This window comes from Geodermatophilus sp. URMC 64, from assembly GCF_053502555.1.
The window spans coordinates 4,004,930-4,024,953 of the sequence record NZ_CP199955.1 but is presented as its reverse complement, the minus strand read 5'-3'; the positions used below and the strand labels follow the sequence as shown (position 1 = coordinate 4,024,953).

At 68.0% G+C, this 20,024-nt stretch carries 19 protein-coding genes and 3 pseudogenes; 18 read left to right on the top strand and 4 right to left on the bottom strand.

Going from position 1 to position 20,024, the window contains the following annotated elements:
- Nucleotides 1-289: 289 nt before the first annotated feature.
- The 15 genes and pseudogenes from ACWIYF_RS19560 to ACWIYF_RS19490 all read left to right on the top strand — a co-directional run bounded on the left by ACWIYF_RS19560 (nt 290) and on the right by ACWIYF_RS19490 (nt 14,318).
- Nucleotides 290-430: a hypothetical protein gene (locus ACWIYF_RS19560; RefSeq protein WP_448624496.1), complete on the top strand. Its 141-nt coding sequence runs from the start codon at nt 290-292 to the stop codon at nt 428-430.
- Nucleotides 431-465: 35 nt separating this feature from the next.
- Nucleotides 466-1,671, top strand: coding sequence for a CaiB/BaiF CoA transferase family protein (locus tag ACWIYF_RS19555; RefSeq protein WP_448624495.1), 1,206 nt, complete (start codon nt 466-468; stop codon nt 1,669-1,671).
- A gap of 82 nt (nt 1,672-1,753) precedes the next feature.
- The gene (locus ACWIYF_RS19550; protein WP_448624494.1) at nt 1,754-2,956 is read left to right on the top strand and encodes a thiolase C-terminal domain-containing protein; all 1,203 of its coding nucleotides are present in this window, start codon (nt 1,754-1,756) and stop codon (nt 2,954-2,956) included.
- On the top strand, nt 2,956-3,369 hold the full coding sequence (locus ACWIYF_RS19545; RefSeq protein WP_448624493.1) for a Zn-ribbon domain-containing OB-fold protein: 414 nt from the start codon (nt 2,956-2,958) through the stop codon (nt 3,367-3,369). Before ACWIYF_RS19550 ends, ACWIYF_RS19545 begins: the two co-directional genes overlap by 1 nt.
- 33 nt (nt 3,370-3,402) lie before the next feature.
- Complete coding sequence (locus ACWIYF_RS19540) at nt 3,403-4,221, top strand: mycofactocin-coupled SDR family oxidoreductase (protein WP_448624492.1); 819 nt, start codon at nt 3,403-3,405, stop codon at nt 4,219-4,221.
- A gap of 175 nt (nt 4,222-4,396) precedes the next feature.
- Nucleotides 4,397-4,846: pseudogene (locus tag ACWIYF_RS19535) on the top strand (hypothetical protein); the annotation flags it as partial.
- Between the two features lie 47 nt (nt 4,847-4,893).
- The gene (locus ACWIYF_RS19530) at nt 4,894-5,361 is read left to right on the top strand and encodes an amidohydrolase family protein (protein WP_448624491.1); all 468 of its coding nucleotides are present in this window, start codon (nt 4,894-4,896) and stop codon (nt 5,359-5,361) included.
- A 660-nt stretch (nt 5,362-6,021) separates the two neighbouring features.
- Complete coding sequence (locus ACWIYF_RS19525; protein ID WP_448624490.1) at nt 6,022-7,047, top strand: Gfo/Idh/MocA family protein; 1,026 nt, start codon at nt 6,022-6,024, stop codon at nt 7,045-7,047.
- Nucleotides 7,048-7,429: 382 nt separating this feature from the next.
- Entirely contained in the window at nt 7,430-8,413 is a 984-nt protein-coding gene (locus ACWIYF_RS19520) for an IS481 family transposase (RefSeq protein ID WP_448624489.1), read from the top strand.
- 142 nt (nt 8,414-8,555) lie between these two features.
- The gene (locus tag ACWIYF_RS19515) at nt 8,556-9,290 is read left to right on the top strand and encodes an SDR family NAD(P)-dependent oxidoreductase (RefSeq protein WP_448624488.1); all 735 of its coding nucleotides are present in this window, start codon (nt 8,556-8,558) and stop codon (nt 9,288-9,290) included.
- Between the two features lie 44 nt (nt 9,291-9,334).
- Complete coding sequence (locus ACWIYF_RS19510) at nt 9,335-10,093, top strand: enoyl-CoA hydratase/isomerase family protein (RefSeq protein ID WP_448624487.1); 759 nt, start codon at nt 9,335-9,337, stop codon at nt 10,091-10,093.
- A gap of 874 nt (nt 10,094-10,967) precedes the next feature.
- A complete protein-coding gene (locus ACWIYF_RS19505; RefSeq protein WP_448624486.1) occupies nt 10,968-11,924 on the top strand; it encodes a sugar ABC transporter substrate-binding protein in 957 nt (318 codons plus the stop codon).
- A gap of 315 nt (nt 11,925-12,239) precedes the next feature.
- Nucleotides 12,240-12,710, top strand: coding sequence for a nuclear transport factor 2 family protein (locus ACWIYF_RS19500; RefSeq protein ID WP_448624485.1), 471 nt, complete (start codon nt 12,240-12,242; stop codon nt 12,708-12,710).
- A 157-nt stretch (nt 12,711-12,867) separates the two neighbouring features.
- Entirely contained in the window at nt 12,868-13,755 is an 888-nt protein-coding gene (locus ACWIYF_RS19495; protein ID WP_448624484.1) for an LLM class F420-dependent oxidoreductase, read from the top strand.
- Between the two features lie 92 nt (nt 13,756-13,847).
- The gene (locus ACWIYF_RS19490) at nt 13,848-14,318 is read left to right on the top strand and encodes a nuclear transport factor 2 family protein (protein ID WP_448624483.1); all 471 of its coding nucleotides are present in this window, start codon (nt 13,848-13,850) and stop codon (nt 14,316-14,318) included.
- A 243-nt stretch (nt 14,319-14,561) separates the two neighbouring features.
- On the opposite strand, the gene ACWIYF_RS19485 is transcribed toward ACWIYF_RS19490, so the two are convergent.
- From ACWIYF_RS19485 to ACWIYF_RS19475, 3 genes and pseudogenes are all read right to left on the bottom strand, one after another.
- Complete coding sequence (locus ACWIYF_RS19485) at nt 14,562-15,050, bottom strand: acyl-CoA dehydrogenase family protein (protein ID WP_448628771.1); 489 nt, start codon at nt 15,048-15,050, stop codon at nt 14,562-14,564.
- Between the two features lie 148 nt (nt 15,051-15,198).
- Nucleotides 15,199-15,465, bottom strand: a pseudogene (locus tag ACWIYF_RS19480) (acyl-CoA dehydrogenase family protein).
- Between the two features lie 11 nt (nt 15,466-15,476).
- Nucleotides 15,477-16,294: pseudogene (locus ACWIYF_RS19475) on the bottom strand (3-hydroxybutyryl-CoA dehydrogenase).
- 285 nt (nt 16,295-16,579) lie between these two features.
- Between ACWIYF_RS19475 and ACWIYF_RS19470 the strand changes: the two are divergent.
- Together ACWIYF_RS19470 and ACWIYF_RS19465 are read left to right on the top strand one after the other, a co-directional pair.
- Nucleotides 16,580-17,755: an amidohydrolase family protein gene (locus tag ACWIYF_RS19470; protein WP_448624482.1), complete on the top strand. Its 1,176-nt coding sequence runs from the start codon at nt 16,580-16,582 to the stop codon at nt 17,753-17,755.
- A gap of 280 nt (nt 17,756-18,035) precedes the next feature.
- Nucleotides 18,036-18,491, top strand: a complete 456-nt coding sequence (locus tag ACWIYF_RS19465) for an SRPBCC family protein (protein WP_448624481.1) — start codon at nt 18,036-18,038, stop codon at nt 18,489-18,491.
- A gap of 8 nt (nt 18,492-18,499) precedes the next feature.
- On the opposite strand, the gene ACWIYF_RS19460 is transcribed toward ACWIYF_RS19465, so the two are convergent.
- Entirely contained in the window at nt 18,500-18,961 is a 462-nt protein-coding gene (locus ACWIYF_RS19460; protein ID WP_448624480.1) for a hypothetical protein, read from the bottom strand.
- On the opposite strand from ACWIYF_RS19460, the gene ACWIYF_RS19455 reads away from it, so the two are divergent.
- Complete coding sequence (locus tag ACWIYF_RS19455; RefSeq protein WP_448624479.1) at nt 18,917-19,384, top strand: acyl-CoA dehydrogenase family protein; 468 nt, start codon at nt 18,917-18,919, stop codon at nt 19,382-19,384. The genes ACWIYF_RS19460 and ACWIYF_RS19455 overlap by 45 nt on opposite strands.
- The last annotated feature ends 640 nt before the right edge of the window (nt 19,385-20,024 follow it).

The following is a 20,024-nucleotide window of genomic DNA, read 5'->3' as shown; positions in this document are numbered from 1 at the left end:
GGGGCATCGACCGGCTGCGGCGCGCCTCGTCGCGGTCGGTCAAGAGGTGACGGTGCCGGAGCGCGGGGCAGCATCAGGCGGCCCATGCTCACCACGTGTGCGTGCAGGTCGGCGTCGTCCCTGGTGCGGGACCCAGCGGAAGCAGCGATGCCGCCTGGCCGACGCCGCGCTCGTGGACGAGGAGGTTGTCTCGGAGTAGTGGATACAGCGCATTGACACCCGGCCCACGACTGCCTAGCGTTTCATCCTGAGGAATTATTCGCGTCACGACGAGAAAAGGCGCCGGCTCATGGGACGGTTCGTCACCCGGTTCGCCCGGGACTCGCCGTTCTCCGGCATGAAGCAGAGCGGTCCGGGCCGCGAGTGGGGCCAGACGGGTTTCGCGGAGAACCTCGAGACCCGCGTCATCGGCTACCCGCTGTCCTCCTGACACCCGGCCGCACCTCAGAGCAAAGGTAGGCGTTCATGAAGGTCCTCGAAGGTGTGCGCGTGGTCGAGCTGGCGTCGTACCTGTTCGTGCCCGCCGCTGGGGCCATCCTCGCGGACTGGGGCGCCGACGTCGTGAAGATCGAGCACCCGGAGCACCCGGACCCCCAGCGCGCCATCGTGATCGCGGACATGAGCGTCGGGGGTGAGCCGTTCGAACCCTTGATGCAGCAGGCCAACCGGGGCAAGCGCAGCGTCGGGCTGGACGGCGGCACCCCGGAGGGGTACGAGATCCTGCGCAAGCTCGTCGCCGGGGCAGACGTGTTCCTCACCAACCTCCTGCCCGAGAGCCGCAAACGGCTCCGGGTGGACGTCGACGACATCCGGTCGATGAACCCCTCCATCGTCTACGTCCGCGGCAGCGGCTACGGCCCGGCCGGCCCCGAGCGCTCGATGCCGGGCTTCGACGGGACCACCTACTGGGCCCGTGGCGGCGCCGCGGACAACCTCACGCCGGCCGGCTCCGCGCGGCCGACGCCGGTGCGACCGGGGCTGGGTGACCTGCCGGGTGCCACGGCGGTGGCGGGTGCGGTCGCGGCGGGCCTGTTCCACCGCGAGCGCACCGGGGAGGCGCCGCTGGTGGACGTGTCGTTGCTCAGCGTCGCCGTCTGGGGCAACTCGCCGGCGATCACCGCCTCCGCGATGCGCGGCGAGCAGATCCAGAAGACGCTGCGCGAGGACAACCGCAATCCGCTGTCGCTGTCCTTCCGCACGAAGGACGACCGCTTCGTCAAGCTGTCGCTGTTCCAGTCCGACCGCTACTTCGCGCGGCTGTGCGAGTCCCTGGGGGAGCCCGGGCTCGCCGCGGACGAGCGGTTCGTCGACTCGACGGCGCGCGCCGCCCACCGGCAGGCGTGCACGGCGGCCCTCGACGAGGTCTTCGGCCGGCTCACCCTCGCGGACGTCGAGTCCCGGCTGGCGGAGCTGGGCGGCCCGTGGTCGCGGGTGCAGAACAGCTACGAGGTCAGCCAGGACCCGCAGGTCCTGGCCAACGGCTACCTGACCGATGTGGACGCGGGAGGGCGGAAGGTGCCCGTCGCGGCGTCCCCCTGGCAGTTCGGAGAGGCCCGCTACCCGCTGCGGGCGGCGCCCGAGCACGGTGAGCACACCGACGAGGTGCTGCTCGAGCTCGGCCTCGACTACGAGGAGATCATCAAGCTCAAGATCTCCGGCACCGTCCTGTGAGCAGTCGTCTCCAGAAGAGCGCCGCGTGGCCGGCGCGACCGCGTCGATGTCGTCCGCAGAACCGAATGAGAGGGCCCGCGAGATGACGAGCACGGATCACGATCACCGGGACAAGTGCGCCGTCGTCGGGATCGGTGCGACGGAGTTCTCGAAGAAGTCCGGCCGGAGTGTCGCCGCGCTGGTCTCCGAGGCGAGCCTGGCGGCCATCTCCGACGCCGGACTCACGCCGGCGGACATCGACGGCGTCGTCCGATCCGACTACGACTCCGTGACCCACAACGACATCGGTCATTGGCTCGGCCTGTCCGACCTCACCTTCTGGGGGATCACCGGCACCGGTGGTTCGGCCCCGTGCGGGATGATCGGTCAGGCCGTGGCAGCCATCCTGTCCGGCCAGGCGACCAACGTCCTCGTCTACAGGGGCCTCAACGGCCGGTCGGGGCTCAGGCTCGGCAGGGGGTCGGCGATCCAGCGGTCCGGGGGAGCGCGACACGTCGGCGGCAACGGCACTCTGGACGAGTTCTTCCTGCCCTATGGGCTGATGGCGCCCGGCCAGTTATTCGCGATGTACGCGCGTCGTCACATGATCGAGTACGGGTCGACCTCCGACGACCTCGCGAGCATCGCGATGACGGTGCGGAAGCGGGCCAACGCCAATCCCGCGGCCCAGATGGCCGATCGGACGATGTCGCTCTCGGACTACTACGAGTCGCGGATGATCGCCGACCCCCTCCGGATGTTCGACTACTGCCTGGAGACCGACGGCGCATGCGCCGTCGTCGTGACCGCCGCGGAGCGCGCGGTGGACTCCCCGCACCCCGGAGTGCTGATCCGCGCGGTCACGCAGGGAGCGATGCCCGAGATGCAGGGCGGGATGGTCTTTCCGGCCTTGATGCGGCCGAACCTGCTCGACAACCCGGGGAGGCGAGTGGGCAAGGAGCTCTACCGTCGCGCGGGACTGGGTCCCGCGGACATCGACGTCGCCCAGTTGTACGACTGCTACACGATCACCGTCCTCCTCCAGCTCGAGGACTACGGGCTCTGCGGCACGGGCGAGGGCGGTGCGTTCGCGTCCAGCGGGGCGATCGACATGGGGGGCACCGTCCCGATCAACACCGCCGGCGGCAACCTCTCGGAGGGCTACATCCACGGCATGAACCACGTCCTCGAGGGTGTCCGGCAGATCAGGGGCCGGTCGACGTCGCAGGTCCAGGGGGCGCAGACCTGCCTGGTGACCTCTGGAACGCCGACGGTCACCAGCGCGCTGATCCTCAGGGCCGCGTGATGGCAGCCATCGACAGGCCGCTGCCGGTCGTCGACGACGAGGAGACCGGCGGGTTCTTCGCGGCGGCGGCCGAGCACCGCCTCGTGGTGCGCATCTGCAAGTCCTGCGCCGCGACGCTGCACCTGCCGAAGTCGTACTGCCACCACTGCGGGTCGTGGGACGTCGGGTGGCGGGACGTCCGCCCGACGGGGTCCATCTACTCCTGGACGGTGCTGCAGCACTCGATCCACGAGGCGTTCCCGGCGCCGTGCACGGTCGTCCTCGTCCAGCTCGACGAGGACCCGTCGGTGCGCTTCGTCGGGTACCTGCCCGGAGCCCCGGAGCTCTACGACGGCATGCCCGTCCGTGTCCGGTTCGAGGACGTCGAACCTGGCGTCACCATCCCGCAGTGGGAGCCCGTGCCCGAGGCGTGAGCCCGGGACCAATTCATACAAAGGAGAAGTGACATGGGGAAGTTGGACGGCAAGGTCGCCCTCATCACCGGCGCCGCCCGGGGGCAGGGCCGCTCGCACGCGGTCCGGCTGGCCGAGGAGGGTGCCGACATCATCGGCGTCGACATCTGTGACCAGGTCGGGACGGTCTCATATCCCATGGCCTCCCGTGAGGATCTCGACGAGACGGTCGCGATGGTGGAGAAGCTCGACCGGCGGATGGTGTCGTACGTCGCCGACGTCCGGGACGCCGCAGCTCTCAAGGCGGCCGTCGCCGACGGCGTCGCCGCCCTCGGGCGCCTCGACATCGTTCTCGCCAACGCCGGGGTGATGTTCCAGGGCCTGGCGCCGGGACGTGACGACGAGGCGTTCCGCGATGCTGTCGACATCATGCTGGTCGGGGTGTGGAACACCATCCAGGCAGCCCTCCCCACGCTGCGCGAGCAGGGTCAGGGTGGGTCCATCGTCATCACCAGCTCGGTCAACGGGCTGAAGGGGATGGTGGCCGGCACCAACGGGGGGAACTTCGGCTACGCCGCGGCGAAGCACGGCGTCGTCGGGATCATGCGGATGTACGCCAACCTCCTCGCGCCGGAGAGCATCCGGGTCAACACGGTGCACCCGACGGGGGTCGACACCCCGATGCTGGTCGGGTTCTCCGGGCTCGACGCCGCGTCCAACCCGGCGATCGCCGCGAGCCTGATGAACCCGATGCCGGTGGACAAGATCCAGCCCATCGACGTGAGCAACGCGATCGCGTGGCTGGTGTCCGACGAGGCCCGGTACGTCACCGGCATCACCCTGCCTGTCGATGCGGGCCTGGTGAACAAGTAGGCCTGGCGCCGGACTCGCCGCCGGCGGACGGCAGCACCCTCCCACGGCAGCGTTGCAGCGCTCCCGTGGACGGCGCTTTTGGCGTGGGCCGTCCGGGGCCACCAGGAAGGCGACCGTTCGAGCAGATGAGAGGTCCTCGGTGCTCGTGATCGACGCTCAGTTGCACGAGCCACCGATGTCCTTCGAGTGGGCCGGCGCTGATCGAGCGACCAGGTTCGAGCTCATGACCGAGGTGACCCTCGCCTACATGCGGGCGATCGGTGTGGACCGCGCGGTGTTGCACCCCACCGGCGGCCTCGAGTGGGGGGAGTACGGGACCGCCCGGCTGCCTGACCGCTTCACGCTCGTGGCCGGGCCCCTCGTGGCGGCGGGGGACGGCACGATGACGATGGGGGGAGCGGCGGGCTCGGCGCCGATTCCGTCGATCGACGACTGGCTCGCCGAGAAGAGTCGCACCCCGGGCGTGGTCGGCATCCGGCTGGCCAGACCGTCCGTGGAGCGGTGCGCATCCGCCTTGGCTGCGTGCGCGCGTGAGGGGATGCCGGTCTTCGTCCTCCCGTCCTCGCCGTCGGCGGATCCGCGCAGCTTCGGCGGCAACTTCACCGGCATCGCGACGATCGCTCAGCGGTTCCCCGACCTGACCGTCGTCATCGACCACCTCGCCCTCCCGCAGTGGCCGTCGACGCTCGACTCACCGCCGTTCGGGCGCTGCCGGACCTGCTCGAGCTGGCGGCGCATCCCAACGTCGCCATCAAGTTCTCCGGGGCGCCCTCGATGTCGCAGCAGCCCTACCCCTTCGAGGACCTGTGGCCGGACCTGCGGCGGATCGTCGATGCATTCAGGTCCCGCAGGCTGATGTGGGGAACGGACATCTCGAGGTTCTACGGACGCATCGGCTTCCGGAGCTTCCCGGAGTTCAGCAGTGAGGACGAATTCGCCTACCGCGACGGCATCGCGCCGGAGCTGGCGTCCCCCGATCGCGCGCGCGTCGTGCCGCATTCCTACGCAGAGGCGCTCTTCCACCTGCGGGACAGTCACCAGTTGACGGCCGACGACAAGGAGTGGCGCTTCGGCCGCACTGCGCAGACGCTGCTCCGCTGGCCGGCGGACCCGAGACCGGCAACTCACATGGCGCCGTGATCCCTGCGGTTCTGCGCCATCCCAGTGGGGGATCGCCAGGAGGTCGCGCTCGTCCGCGGCGTGCCGGGTGAGGGATGGCGAACCAGAGCACTCGCCATGAGTACGAGAAGGCTCGGAGAGACGTGCGTCGATCCCCCTGCCGTCTCGGCGTTGCGCGTGTCGGCGGCCATGCCTCGCGACGACGCGCCAGATGAGGAGTCGCCTGCTGGCCCTGATGACGTCTCCGAAACGGGGGTCGCGGTTCGCGATCGACGGCGGCCAGCACCTGGGTGCGCCGTCCGCCGTCACAGGCGGAGGTGCCAGCGGTTGCCGGTCGACCGTCAGCCAGCAGGGGATGGGCACCGCGCGCTGCCTCGTGTCGACGGCCAGCGGTCGAGGGGGCCCCGGGTACCCGAGCCACGTTCGATCGTGGGCTGCTCCCCTCGCGAGCCGGCCCGAATCCTCATGAGGGAAGGGTTGCCCCAAACCTCATGAGGGAGGAAGCTCACACCCGACATGAGCTCCTCATCACACCCCATGCTCTGGTCCGCGGAGAGTCGAGCGACAAGCCCATGGTCTGTCCGGGCTGATGGTCCGTTCCTCTTGAGGCAACCGCCGATCACCCGCCAGGCATGGCATTCCAGGCGTGAGCGGGAGCATCCATCTTCATCAGGAGTAGAGATGTTCAGGATCGGCATCGTCGGATGCGGCACGATGGGCAAGGCTCACGCCCAGACGCTGCACCATGCGGTCCGTGGAGCCGAGGTAGTGGCTGTCTGCGACGTCAGTGACGAGAGCGCGAACGAGGTCTCAGATCTGGTCGGGGGCGCGAGGAGGTACACGGACGCCCATGAGCTGATCACCAGCGATGAGGTCGATGCGATCGTCGTGACGGTACCTGCCGCTCTCCACACAGACATCGTTCTTGCGGCAGTCAAGGCGGGAAAGCCGGTCTTCTCGGAGAAGCCGCTGGCCGATACTGCAGCAGAGTGCAAGCAGATCGTCGACGCGGAGGTCGCGGGTGGCAAGCGCCTCGTGCAGGTCGGTTTCATGAAGCGTTACGACCGATCGCTCACTCAGATCAAGGAACTTCTCGAATCCGGAGAGTTCGGTGATCCTCTGATCGTGAGGGCCACGCAGCGCTCCGAGAACATCTCTGAGCTCTATCCCTACTACACGAACGACATGCAGATCACGGACGCGATGATCCACGAGATCGATTACTTGCCGTGGCTCATCGGGGGAGACGATGAGTGGGAGGAAGTCCAGAGTCTCACGTCCAAGGCGAGCCGGCACGTGAAGGGTGGCCTGCAGGATCCCATGGTCTGCGTCATGAAGACCAAGAAGGGTGTTCTCTGCATGGTGGAGCAATTCGTGAACACCAAGTTCTTGGGTTATGAGTCGACCGCAGAAGTTGTGTGCGAGGACGGGATAGTCAGTCTTCCGGGCCCGTCGTCGCCCGTCACCCTGCGTAATTCGCAGATCAGTGTCGCGATCGAGAAGGACTGGCTCGTCCGCTTCAACGAGTCCTATCACCTCCAGCTCCAGGACTGGGTGGACAAGGCACTGCAAGGCACTGCTAGTGGTTCCTCCGCCTGGGACGGGTACACGGCGGCACTCACTGCGGACGCGCTCCTCGCCTCCATGCGATCCGGCCGGCCGGAGAAGGTGACGACCGGCGGGAAGCCGGATCTCTACGTCGGGTGATCGCTGCCCCCCGCTCGGCGCGCGGAGCCTCGCTTCCTCGCCCGGGCGGGAGGGGAGGCGACTCCCCGCCGCGCGCGCCAATCCGGCTGCTGGTCGACGTGGCGCAGCTCCAGATCGGCCAACTGGCCCATGTCGGGCATGCGGACACGCTGGCAGCTCTCATGTGCGACGGGCCCAGCGGGAGCGTCGACGCCGGGTTTCGGTACCGACGCCGCCTAGGTGTACTGATCGGACAGGTTGGTGCACCGATTCCGAGGGATTCGGATCTTGATGTAGGGAGGGACCTCCGGGTTTGGTTTGGGAGCCGCCAAGCACCCAGCCAGACCCAGGAGGTCCCTCGTGGTTCACCGTAATGCGCCGATGACTGAGACGTAATGCGCCGATGACTGAGACCGGCCGGCTTCGCCTGGCCCGCTGCATCGTCGACCACGGGTGGCCGGTCGCCCGGGCCGCGGAGCGGTTCCAGGTCGCCCGCACCACCGCCACGAGGTGGCGGGACCGCTATCTCGAGCTCGGCCCGGCCGGCATGGTCGACCGCTCCAGCCGGCCGCACTCCTCGCCGCGGCGCACGCCGCAGCCGGTCGTCCGGCGGATCGTGCATCTGCGCTGGAAGAAGCGACTCGGGCCGGTGGCGATCGCCGCCCGGGTCGGGCTGGCGCCCTCGACGGTGCACCGGATTCTGGTCGCCTGCCGGATCAACCGGCTCTGGCACGTCGACCGGGTCACCGGCGAACCGATCCGCCGCTACGAGAAGACCCGGCCCGGCGAGCTGGTGCACGTCGATGTGAAGAAGCTGGGCAACATTCCCGACGGTGGTGGCTGGCGCAAGCTCGGCCGCGACCAGGGCGAGCGCAACAGCAGCGCCCACCGCGATCCCGCTCGCCCCCGCAAGAAGGGCGGCGGAGGGCATCCCAACCTCGGCTACTGCTACGTGCACACCGCCGTCGACGACTTCAGCCGGCTGGCCTACTCCGAGGCCCTCGACGACGAGACCGCCACCACCGCGCTGGCCTTCTGGGCCCGCGCACGAGCGTTCTTCGCCGGCCACGGCATCACCGTCGAACGCGTCCTGACCGACAACGGCAGCGCCTACCGCAGTTACGCCTGGCGCGAGGCACACGCCCAGCTGGGCATCAAGCACTCCCGCACCCGAGTCCGCCGGCCGCAGACCAACGGCAAGGTCGAACGGCTCAACCGCACGCTGCTCGAGGAGTGGGCCTACAAGCGGCTCTACCCCACCGAGACCAACCGGCGAGCCGCCCTGTCAGGCTGGCTGCACCACTACAACCACCACCGGCCCCACACCGCTCTGGGCAACCTCCCGCCCATAAGCCGGTGCACCAACGTCTCCGGGCAGTACACCTAGGCCTTGCTCGGGGGAGACGAGTACCGCTCGAAGGCCCCGCGAGCTGGGTCTGCTCGTTCCGATGACGGAGCCGTCGTCGTCCCAGAGGAGTCAGCGACGATGCCCTTCTCGATCGAAGGCATGAACATCCTGGTCACCGGGGGTGCCCGGGGTATCGGCGGGGAGTCCGCTCGCTACTTCGCCCGACGAGGCGCGCACATCGTCACGTGCGACATCCGGGACGCGGAGGGGGGCACAACTCGCCGAGGAGGCGACCGGAACCGGTCCGGGCCGCGTCACCTACCGGCACATGGACGTGTCGAAGGTCGAGGAGATCGAGGCGGGTGTCGAGTTCGCCGTCGCGGAGCTCGGCGGACTCGACGCAATCGTCAACTCAGCCGGACTGCCGATCCTGTCGCACGCCGAAGCGACTCCGGAGTCCGAGTGGGACACGCAGTTCGCCATCAACACGAAGGGGACCGCCTTCGTCTGCAAGGCGGTCTTCCCCCACCTGAAGGAGCGGGGCGGGTCCATCGTGAACGTCGCCGCCGGTGGCGCGCTGAAGGACGTCCCGATCCTCACCTCGTCGTACTCCGCCTCCAAGGGAGCGGTCATCAGCTTCACCAGGACGATCGCCGTGGAGTGGGCGCGGTATCGCATCCGCTGCAACTCGGTGAACCCGGTGGTGAAGACGACGCTGGGCGACGAGCTGCGCGCGAAGATGAGCGACGAGGACCGGGCGGTGTACCGGAGCCAGGTCGAGAAGGTGCCCCTCGCGGGCCACGGCGACATCGACAGCGACCTGGCTCCGGTGTTCGTGTTCCTCATCTCCGACGCATCGAGGTTCATCACGGCGCAGAACCCCGCGGTCGACGGAGGACTGAATCCCAGTCGCTGACCGAGAGTCGACGACGACTCGCGCACCCTCACCGGGAGACCGCCGTGCCCAGCCTCGACGAGTACAGGAACCGCTACAGCACGATCTCCCTGGAGAGATCGCCGAACGGGGTGCTGCTCGTCCGCCTCCACGATGACGGTGGCCCGTTCGTGATGGGTCGGCAGGCACACACGGAGCTGTCGGAGGTCTTCTTCGACATCGCGGCAGACCGCGAGAACCGGGTCGTCGTCATCACCGGCACGGGGGAGACCTTCAACGACCGAGTCGGCGAGAGCACGGCCGCAGGCAAGGCATCGCCGAGCGGATGGGACCACATCCGTTGGACGGCGGAGCGGATCCTGACGGGGTTGATGGACGTCGAGGTCCCCGTCATCGCCGCCATCAACGGTCCGATCACGGTCCACCCGTGCTGGCCCTTCCTGGCGGACGTGGTGCTGTGCGCCGAGCACGCCGTCATCCAGGACACGACCCACTTCACGGCCGGACGCGTGCCCGGTGACGGCAACAACATCGTCTGGGAGATGCTCATGGGACCGAACCGGTCCCGGTACTTCCTGCTGACGGGGCAGCGGATCCCCGCGGAGCAGGCCCTGTCGCTGGGGCTCGTCGGGGAGGTGCTCCCGCTCGATGCGCTGCTCGACCGTGCACTCGAGCTCGCCAACGGTTTCGCGGAGCGAAAGGACCTCACGCTCCGGGCGACGCGGCGGGCGCTGACGTTCGAACTGCGCCGCCGGATCCGCAACGACCTCGACCACGGCCTGGCGATCGAGGCGCTCGCGTACCTCGACGACCCGCGGACGTGATCCGTCCGGTCCTTCGTCCACCGGTGGCCACCGCCCCGAGCTCCAGCGGATGAACCGGATGCCGCCCGGACAGTCCTCGGCCCGTCGAGGTCGCCGGGCGGGGGGACCGCGGCCGGTCCGACCGGTCGTCAGTGGAGCGGCTGCTCGTGACAGAGCAAAGCACCGAGCCGCCCGAGCGGCCGACCCTCAGCGGCCGGCGCGCCGCGGCGTCGACCCCCACACGATGACGACCAGCGCTTCTCTCAGGATTCCCGCTCGGTCCCGTGCTGGTCCTCCCCGACGTAGCGCGGGTCAGTTCGGTGCGTTCCTCGGTCGCCGGGGCGGTGACCCACTGCGATCGGGCTCGCGCCGCCCGCTAGCTCGCCCGGTCGCCGTGTGGAGCGGAACGGCCTGATCCCGGGACTCCGGTGAGTACTCGTCTGCTGGGCTCGATTCCGCTCAAGGACGTGCAACGAATTTGTTATGAGGAACTCTTGACTGCTTGCGAAGTCGGGTGCCAAGGTGACGTCCGCCACCCATCCGAGGCGAGGCACGAGCACGAAAAGCTGCTGCTCTGACCGACGGAGAGCGTCGGGTACCGCCCGGCGAGGCGGTCGCAACCGTTCCGTTTCGTCGTCCCTGTTGCGTCAACACATTCTCATCTGGAGGCCAGGCAGTGTTAGGTTCAACTACTCGCAGGGGTGGACCCAGTCGGCGAGCGCGAGGAATCGCAGCCATCTCATCCGCACTTGTGCTGATCGGTCTCTCGGCGTGCGGCAGCGGCAGCGACAGCACCGGTGGCGGCGGGGGGTCCTCCGGAGAGACGGACGACGCGGCCGTCGCCGCGGCGCAGCAGCGTCTCGAGCCGTACGTGCATCCGTCCGACGAGATCCCCGTGGACGTCCCGCTGACCCGGAAGCCTGACGAAGGAAAGCGCGTCGCCCTGGTCCGCTACAACAACCAGCCGTCGGCGGTGTACGACCCGTTCTTCGAGGAGGCTGCCAAGGCCCTGAACTGGGAGTTCACCGTCTACGCCGTCGAAGCCACGGACCCGCAGGGAATCCCCAACGGGGTGCTGCGCGCCATCAGCGAGAACGTGGACTACATCGTGGTCGGGGGATCCTCCATCGACGCCATGGGACCGAGCCTCGGTGCGGCCAAGGATGCGGGGATCCCGGTCTTCCTCGGGGCCGGGCCCGCCACGGACGAGCCGGGCGGTGAGGTGAACGGCCTGTACGGCAATGCCATGTCCGAGAACACGGTCGGGGGAAATCTCCGCATGGCGGACGAGATGATCGTCGACAGTGGCGGCACCGGGAACGCGCTGTTCGTGAACGTTCCTGACTTCCCCACCCTGGCGCCCATCAACGATGCGATCAAGACACACATCGCCGACAACTGCAGCGGGTGCAAGCTTGAGACACTGAACATCTCCGCCGGGGATCTCGGTGGGGACGTCGCCTCGACCGTCGTCGCGGCCCTCCGCCAGGACCCCGATGCGAAGTATGTGCTCGGGTCCTACGCCAACGTGGTCCGCGGACTGCCGCAGGCTCTCAAGGCCGCCGGTCTGGATGACGTCAAGGTCTACGTGGCCATCCCCACGGAGCCGAGCATCGTGGAGCAGGTCGAGAAGGGCGACTATGCCGCCACGATCCTGCTGCCCAGTGGGAGCTACCCCTGGGCGATCTTCGACCAGATCGCCCGGGTGAGCGTCGGGATGGACCCCCTCCAGGCCGAGAACGCCGACCTGGGCATGGCGCTCTACACGACCGAGAACATCCCGAAGGGCACAAGGAGCTGGGACCCGGCGGACTACCAGGAGCAGTACAAGGAGCTGTGGCAGGTCTCCTGACCGCCTGCTGACCGCTGCTGACCGGTCTCGTGATCGGCCCGGCGTCGTCTCTCCCAGGCGACGCCGGGCCGGCCCCGGTCGGGCAAGCAGGTGACACGGGCACGATCGTGCACGCAGCACCGTGTACTGCTGGCGGCGGTCGGGGACACCGCTCGGACCCGGCCTCGGCGCGAACTGCGCACGTCGCTCGGACTGAGCGGAGAAGGCCACGGTCAGGATTCCCCGTGCACCTCTCACCGGTCCGAGCATCGCGCTGCATCACCCCGGCTCGGAGGCAGCATCGAATCCACCATCGGTCGACACGGATGAGGCGAGATGGACGCAATTGCGAAGTTGGAAGCGATCGAAGGCATCAGGCTCGCGAAAGCAAGACATCAGAGAGGCGTCGACACGAAGGACGGCGACCTGCTTCGCCGCGTCTGGGCCGACGACGCCGTGGTCGATTGTCGCGGTGTCATGACCGATCCCGTCACCGGCGCGAACTCCGCCCCGCAGACGGACATCATCCTCCATGGCGTCGATGAGGCCGTCGCCTCCGCCATGGATTCGCTCGCGGGTGTCGTATCGGTCCATCACGTGAGCAATCCCGAGATCGAGATCACCAGCCCGACCACAGGTAGAGCGATCTGGCCGCAGATCGATCGTATCTGGTTCACAGTCGACGCTCCGTTCAAGGCGTTCGTCGGGTATGGCTTCTACCACGAGACCTACGAACGCGTCGGGGAGGACTGGAAGATCAAGACGATGCGAATGGAACGCACCAGACTTGACTTCATCCCCTGGTGAGAGGCCGACGGGCCTCCTGGACAACTCGCCGTCGTATGACCAGCCGCGTGTACGTCCTCTCTCGCATCCGGGCTCTGCCCCCGACCGTTGATGGCGGGTTTTCTCTTCGGGTTCGACGGCATCGGCGGAGTCGTCGCTCGGGCTTCACGGAAGGAATGTGTTGAGCGTGCGAATTGGTGCTATCTACCCCCAGATCGAGTTGCACGGTGATCCGCAGGCCTTGCGTGACTTCGCGCGCGCTGTCGAGGACATGGGTTTTCATCACCTGGTCATGTACGACCACGTCATCGGTGCCGTTCATGAGGACCGGGAGCCGCCCTTGACCGGGCCCTACCGGGAGACGGATCCGTTCCATGACCCGCTGGTCGGTTTTGCTCATCTGGCGGCGCTCACCGAGCGGTTGGAGTTCAGCTCCGGCGTGCTGATCCTTCCTCAGCGGCAGACCGTCCTGGTGGCGCGGCAGGCCGCGGACGTCGCCTTGATGTCCGGCGGTCGACTGTCACTCGGCGTGGGCATGGGCTGGAACCCTGTCGAGTACGAGGCGCTGGGGATGGACTTCAAAACCCGTGGTGACCGGCTCACGGAGCAGATCGGTCTTCTTCGGCGCCTGTGGTCCGGCGAGGTCGTCGATCACCAGGGGAAGCATCACCGCGTGGACCGTGCCGCGCTCAATCCCGCACCGGTCAGCCCCATTCCGTTGGTCTGTGGCGGTCTGTCGTCGCCGGCGTATCGGCGGGGGGCGAAGCTGGGCGACGGTTTCATCTTCACGGGTCCTCTGGAGGAGATGGCCCTGCCGGGGTGGCGGGAGGTGCGTCAGGTGATGGAGGAGAACGGACGCGAGGTCGACGGGTTCCGCGTCGACCTCGAGACGGTGGGCCCCGGCTTCCAGTCGTTGGGTGTCGATGACGTGCTCAGGACACTCGACACCTGGGAGGCGAACGGTGGAACGCATGCGTCCGTGAAGACCATGGGCCTGGGCTACTCGACCCTCGATGACCATCTGCGGCACCTCGAGAAGGTGGCCAAGGCACGAGGTCTGGGCTGAGCCTCCCGCAACCGCGCACACCTCTGAGACAACGCCTTGCCGCTTGCGTACCGAAGGACTCATTGAGTGATCGTCACTGCACGGAGGTCGGAATGGATCCAGTGGTCAGGCTGCAAGCCGTCGAAGGCATCAAGGCCGCGAAGGCGAGGCAGCAGAGAGGAGTTGACACCAACGACCGTGACCTGCTCCTCCATGCCTTCACCGACGATGTGGTGGCCGATTGTCGCGGTATTGCAACGGACCCTTCGACTGGCTTCAACCTCTACCCGGACCCGGACCTGGTGTTCCGGGGCATCGAGGCTGCTGTCGCCAGCGGGATGTCTGCGCTCGACAATGGCGTTGCGACTCATCATGTGAGCAATCCCGAAATCGAGATCGCCAGTCCGACGACCGGTACGGCGATCTGGCCGCACATTGATCGGCTTCGATTCAAGGATGGCGCGCCGTACAAAGAAGTCATTGGTTACGGCTTCTACCATGATACCTATGAGCGCGTTGCGGAAGATTGGCGCATCAAGACGATGCGCACGGTTCGCATCAGGGTGGATGTGATCCCCTGGTGACGCCAGCGTCTGTGCTGCCGGAGCACCTGCCTGCTGAGGGTGGTCCATTTATTCGGGTTCGACGGCATCGGGGGAGTCGTCGCCCGGGCTTCACGGAAGGAATGTGTTGAGCGTGCGAATCGGTGCTATCTGCCCCCAGATCGAGTTGCACGGTGATCCGCAGGCCTTGCGTGACTTCGCGCGCGCTGTCGAGGACATGGGTTTTCATCACCTGGTCATGTACGACCACGTCATCGGTGCCGTTCATGAGGACCGGGCGGCCTCGATCTGGATCGACATGTCGGCGAGCACGAATTGCACGCCCTGGTTGTCGCTGATCGCGCGGCCGAACTCCTTGCGCTCGCGGGTGTACTCGACCGCGGCGTCCAAGGCGCCCTGCGCGACGCCGACGGCCCCCCGCGCCGATGGTGGGCCGAGTGAAGTCCAGGGTTCGAAGCGCGGTCTTGAAGCCAGTGCCCGGCGCCCCGATGATCCGGTCGGCCGGGATGGCGCAGTCGGTGAAGTACAGCTCGCATGTCGGCGAGCCCTTGATGCCCATCTTGCGTTCCTTGGGGCCAACGGCGATGCCCGGGTCGTCCCGGTGGACGGCGAACGCGGAGATGCCGTTGGCGCCCGCTCCGGGTCGTTGACCGCCATGACCGTGTACCACTCCGAGCCCCCGGAGTTGGTGATCCAGGCCTTGGTGCCGTTGAGCACCCAGGATTCGCCCTCGAGCCGGGCGCGGGTGATCATCGCCGCGGCGTCCGAGCCCGCCTCCCGCTCGGAGAGGCCGTAGCTGACCATCGCGTCGCCGAGGCGATCGAGGGCAGCACCTTCTGTTTCACGTCCTCGGACGCGGACAGGAGAATCGGCATCGAGCCGAGCTTATTTACTGCCGGGATCAGCGAGGCGCGACGTCGACGCGCGCGACCTCCTCGATGACGATGCAGGTCGCGATCGCGTCGGAACCTTCGCGGCCGTAGGCCTCGGGGAGGTGGGTGGCGTGGAAACCCGCCGCCGTCAGCGACTTCTACGCCTCGACCGGGAAGCGGGACTCGGCGTCGACCTCGGCGGCGAACGGCGCGATCTCCCGCTCGCAGATCTCGCGTACCGCGGCTCGGATCGCGTCCTGTTCCTCGGTCAGCTGGTACAGCCCCGCCTGTGGCATGTCGCCTCAGGTCAGCTCGCGTACGGGAAGAAGCCACGGTCGGTCTTGCGGCCGAGCAGGCCGGCCTCGACCATCCGCAGCAGCAACGGGGGAGAGGCGTAGAGCGGTTCCTTGAACTCGTGGTACATCGAGTCGGCGATGGCGGCGGTGGTGTCGAGACCGATCAGGTCCGCGAGGACCAGCGGCCCCAGGGGATGGGCGCAGCCCTTGACCATCCCGGCGTCGATGTCCTCGGCGGTGGCGAACCCGGACTCCAGCATCCGAATCGCCGACAGCAGGCAGGGGACCAGCAGTGCGTTGACGATGAAACCGGCACGGTCCCTCGACCGGATGGTCGTCTTCCCCAGCCGCTTCTCTGTGAAGTCGGTGACCGCGGACAGGGTCTCGTTAGACGTGAGCAGGCTGCCGACGATCTCGACCAGCGGCAGCACAGGCACGGGGTTGAAGAAGTGGACGCCGACCACGCGCTCCGGGCGATCGGTGCTGCCGGCGATCTTCACGAGCGGGATCGAGGAGGTGATGGACGCCAGGATCGCATGCGGCTTCACCAGTGCATCCAGCCGGCGGAAGAGATCCAGCTTGAGGCTCTCGACCTCCGGGATCGCCTCGACCACCAGGTCTGCGTCGCTCGTCCCCTCGAGATCGGCCAGGACAGTGATGCGAGCGAGGGCCGCATCCGCCTGCTCGGACGCCAGGCGCCCCCCGGGACCGCACGCTGCATCGACGACTCGATCCGCGAGCGGCAGCGGTCGACGCCGGCCGGGTCCGCCTCGACCAGGACGACGTCGACACCGGCTCCTGCGCAGACCTCAGCGATGCCCGCGCCCATGGTCCCGCCACCGACGACGCCCACCTGGTGCACAGCAACTCCCCACGGCCCACTACATGGCCGCGACCCAGGGCGCCGGGGCGGCGGCGTGACGCCGCATCCGGCCGACTGACCCTTCCGAATTCCTACTGATGTTTGTATCATCTCGTTATCCACCGACGAGCGTGTCCCGGCTCGGAGTAGCCCGACGCCGGCCGCCCGCCGCGGGCTGAGCCAGGACCCTGGTTCCGTGCGGCCACCTCATCGAGAGCGCCGCGGATGACACGAGCGAGGAGTAATCACGCGATGCCATTGACCGATGACATGCAGTTGATCTCGGTGGACGATCACCTGATCGAGCGTCCTCAGGTGTGGTCCAGCCGCCTCCCCAAGAAGCACCAGGAGAACGGGCCCCGCATCATCGAGGCCACGGGTGAGGAGATGGACCAGTACGGCTTCGGCCAGCGCGTCCCGAAGGGCAGCCAGGTCTGGCAGCTCGAGGGTCTGGTCTACGCGCAGCTCGGGCTCAACGCTGTCGCGGGTAAGTCCCGCGAAGAGCTCGGCACCGAGCCGTTGCGCTTCGAGGACATGATTCCGGGCTGCTACGACCCCGCGGCGCGGGTGATCGACATGGACATCGACGGCGTCCAGGCCGAGCTGCTCTTCCCGTCCTTCCCGAAGTTCGCGGGCACGATGTTCCAGAACGTGAAGGATCCCGAGCTCGCGCTGCTCTGTACGAAGGCCTGGAACGACTACGTCCACGAGGAGTGGGTCACGCCCTATCCGGACCGCTTCATCCCGGTCGGGATCCTCCCGTACTGGGACGTCGAGGCCTCCATCGTCGAGCTGCGCCGGCTCGCCGACCGTGGGGTCCGCGCCATCTCCTTCCCCGAGAACCCGGTGCCGCTCGGCCACCCCTCGTTCCACACCGACCACTGGGACCGACTGTTCGACGTGTTCGAAGAGGTCGACGCGGTCGCGACCATGCACTTCGGCACCTCCGGCCAGGTCCGACTGACCGCGCCAGAAGCGCCCATGGCCGTGATGTCGGCGCTCATGGGGACCAACTCCATGTACACCGTCTGCGATCTGGTGTTCTCGCCCGTCTTCCACCGGCACCCCAACTTCAAGGTCGCGGTCGCCGAGGGTGGCATCGGCTGGATGCCGTGGCTGCTCGAGCGGATGGAGTACACCTGGGAGCGGCACCGCTTCTATCAGAACATCCACCAGACCGTTCGTCCGGCGGAGCTGTTCGAGAAGCACATCTGGGGCTGCTTCATCACCGACCACTACGGCGTCGAGAACCGGCACAAGATCGGCGTCCACAAGATCACCTGGGAGGCCGATTACCCGCACTCGGACTCCTACTGGCCGAACAGCCGCAAGATCGTCTCGGAGATGCTCCACGACGTCCCTGACGACGAGGTCCGCCAGATCGTCGAGACCAACGCGCGCGAGCTGTACCGCTTCCCGCGCAGGTGACGTGGTGAACGGAGTGCGCCCCGGAGTCTTGCTCCGGGGCGCACTCCGTTGTCAGGGGCGGTGATCGCCGGCCGGCTGCCTGGACAGGCCGGACCGGCTCGCCAGGACCGGGATCAGCCGGCAGTACGCGCAGCCCCTGACGAGAGTCGACCACGTCCGGGAAGACTGTCCGGCCTCCTGCGAGCAGGGACACGGTCGAGCCGGCCGACACCCGCAGATCAGCATCGGGACCGAAGTTCTACCAACCGCGTCATTGCAATTCACAGAAGAGGTGCAGAGCGTGGCAACAACGGAAGTGTCGGCGGTGGTGGATGCGCCCGTGGAGGACGTCTGGCGTGTCCTTGGGGACTTCGGCGCGATGCCGAACTGCCTGACTGCCGTCGTGGACTGTCAGCTGGAAGACGGAGCAGTCGGCCGGGGACCTGTCGGCGCGGTCCGCGCGGTCACGGTCCGAAGCGGAGCAGTCGTGCGGGAACGCCTGCTCGCACACGACGAGGTCCGACGCAGTGTCAGCTACGAGATCGTAGGGGCCAACCGGTTCCCGGTGCGGAGTTACCACGTCCAGGCCGGGGCCTGGGCGGTCACGTCGACCGGTCAGACCTTCGTTCGCTGGGCTGTGGAGTTCGACGCCGATGCAGCTGACGAACCGGTCGCCGCGGAGATGATCACTGCGACGTACGACGTCCTCCTCCGCGACCTGGCCGCACACGTCACGAGGACTCCGGCGAGCTCGTAGTCGCCCGGTCAGCGTGGTCGGTATCCCCGGTCGCGGCGCGGCCGGGGATACCGACGTCTCCGACGACGCTCCCATGTCGCCGCACATGCCGGCTCGAGGCGGACGAAGCAGGCCCCGGGAGCGGTCAGGACACCCGCGCACCCATCATCCGAAGGGCCAGCTCGGCGTGGTGGTCGCCGATCTGCTCGGGGTCCAGGCGCCGTCCTCGCGATACACCGCGCGATGTCGATACCCATCGCGGCCAGCGACGTCGCCGCGAGCGCGGGGTCCGAGGTGTGGAAGACGCTGGCGGCGACCCCGGCACCGACGAGGTCGCGCAGCTCGTCGTCGATGCCCTTGCGAAGCGCATCGATCTCTGCGCGCTGCTCGTCGCTGAGGGCAGCGAGCTCGTAGTTGAGGATCCGCGCGACCGTGTGGTGGTGCGCATGGAAGTCGGCGAAGGCCGGGGCCGCTGCGGCCAACTGGTCCACAAGGTCCGTGGTCGTCGCCCGGGCGTCCCGGAGGACGTCCAGCGCGGCCTGGTGACCCTCGCGCGAGATCTCGACAAGTCCATCCAGGTGCACGGCCCCGGTGGTCTCTCGCAGGACTTTCCGCTGGCCAACATGGCCGCCGGCATCCGCACCCTGCGCTTCGCCGACGGTCCCGACGAGGTCCACAAGAACGCCATAGCGAAGCCGAGCTCGGCCGGCACGCCGCTCGCCGCGCCTCCTGAGCCTGCGCGACGTGCCAGGCATGGGGAGCGAGGTGTCACCGAGGAGGCCTTCGCCACCGGCGCCACGGCCGCGCGACGACGAGCTGGTGTCGGTGCGGTGCACCGAGCGCCACTCGGACACGTCTCGTCTGCGAGTCGGGTCGGCGCGATGCTCGCGCGTCAGGCACCCCTTTTGATCTGAGCTGCCGGCCAACCGACGCCGCTGCCGGCGGCTCCACTGCTGGCGGCGCGCTTCCTCCAGGCGGTCCTGGCCGAACACAGATCCACGCCGAAGAGGGACTGGACTGGATCGGCCGCCGGGTTGCAGGCACACCTACGGTGGCGACGACGCTGGCGATGTTGCGTCCGGTGACGGACCGGGGCTCCGGTCGGCGTCGGAGGCCGTCATCGTTGATTCGCCCGCTTTCCGATAATCGTCGCAGCGCCGAGCAGACCGCATGTCGGGGGCGGCCAGGGCAGTACGCCCGGCCTCGCGCGTGGAGTGCCGTGCGGGTGTCCGCTCCCCGGTGGCGAGCTGCTCGTAGATCTCGACAGGCCGCACTGCCACAACGCGGTCTCCAGTGCCGTCGCATATGCGCCGAGGGACACGCCGTGCGCACGTCGGAACCCGCGCCGCAGGTTGACTGCACCAGTGCGGGGAGTGGCGGTCGCGCCGGCGGCGAGATGTCGTCCCAGGCCGGCCCGGCGATCGGCCGAAGAACCCACCTGGGTATGCCTGCCCCGAGCCGGACATCGTGCTGCTCCTCGACAAGCCGTGCACCGTGCGCGGGGGCCGGTGGCCGAGCCGTCCGCGACACCGTCGGGTGACGACCTACCATGAA

What these genes read in the sequence shown, in the direction of transcription:
- ACWIYF_RS19455 (WP_448624479.1), top strand. Translation starts at nt 18,917, where the DNA reads ATGGAAGTCGGCGAAGGCCGGGGCCGCTGCGGCCAACTGGTCCACAAG.
- ACWIYF_RS19560 (WP_448624496.1), top strand. Translation starts at nt 290, where the DNA reads ATGGGACGGTTCGTCACCCGGTTCGCCCGGGACTCGCCGTTCTCCGGC.
- ACWIYF_RS19500 (WP_448624485.1), top strand. Translation starts at nt 12,240, where the DNA reads ATGGACGCAATTGCGAAGTTGGAAGCGATCGAAGGCATCAGGCTCGCG.
- ACWIYF_RS19525 (WP_448624490.1), top strand. Translation starts at nt 6,022, where the DNA reads ATGTTCAGGATCGGCATCGTCGGATGCGGCACGATGGGCAAGGCTCAC.
- ACWIYF_RS19470 (WP_448624482.1), top strand. Translation starts at nt 16,580, where the DNA reads ATGCCATTGACCGATGACATGCAGTTGATCTCGGTGGACGATCACCTG.
- ACWIYF_RS19540 (WP_448624492.1), top strand. Translation starts at nt 3,403, where the DNA reads ATGGGGAAGTTGGACGGCAAGGTCGCCCTCATCACCGGCGCCGCCCGG.
- ACWIYF_RS19490 (WP_448624483.1), top strand. Translation starts at nt 13,848, where the DNA reads ATGGATCCAGTGGTCAGGCTGCAAGCCGTCGAAGGCATCAAGGCCGCG.
- ACWIYF_RS19545 (WP_448624493.1), top strand. Translation starts at nt 2,956, where the DNA reads ATGGCAGCCATCGACAGGCCGCTGCCGGTCGTCGACGACGAGGAGACC.
- ACWIYF_RS19520 (WP_448624489.1), top strand. Translation starts at nt 7,430, where the DNA reads ATGACTGAGACCGGCCGGCTTCGCCTGGCCCGCTGCATCGTCGACCAC.
- ACWIYF_RS19555 (WP_448624495.1), top strand. Translation starts at nt 466, where the DNA reads ATGAAGGTCCTCGAAGGTGTGCGCGTGGTCGAGCTGGCGTCGTACCTG.
- ACWIYF_RS19485 (WP_448628771.1), bottom strand. Translation starts at nt 15,050, where the DNA reads ATGATCACCCGCGCCCGGCTCGAGGGCGAATCCTGGGTGCTCAACGGC.
- ACWIYF_RS19550 (WP_448624494.1), top strand. Translation starts at nt 1,754, where the DNA reads ATGACGAGCACGGATCACGATCACCGGGACAAGTGCGCCGTCGTCGGG.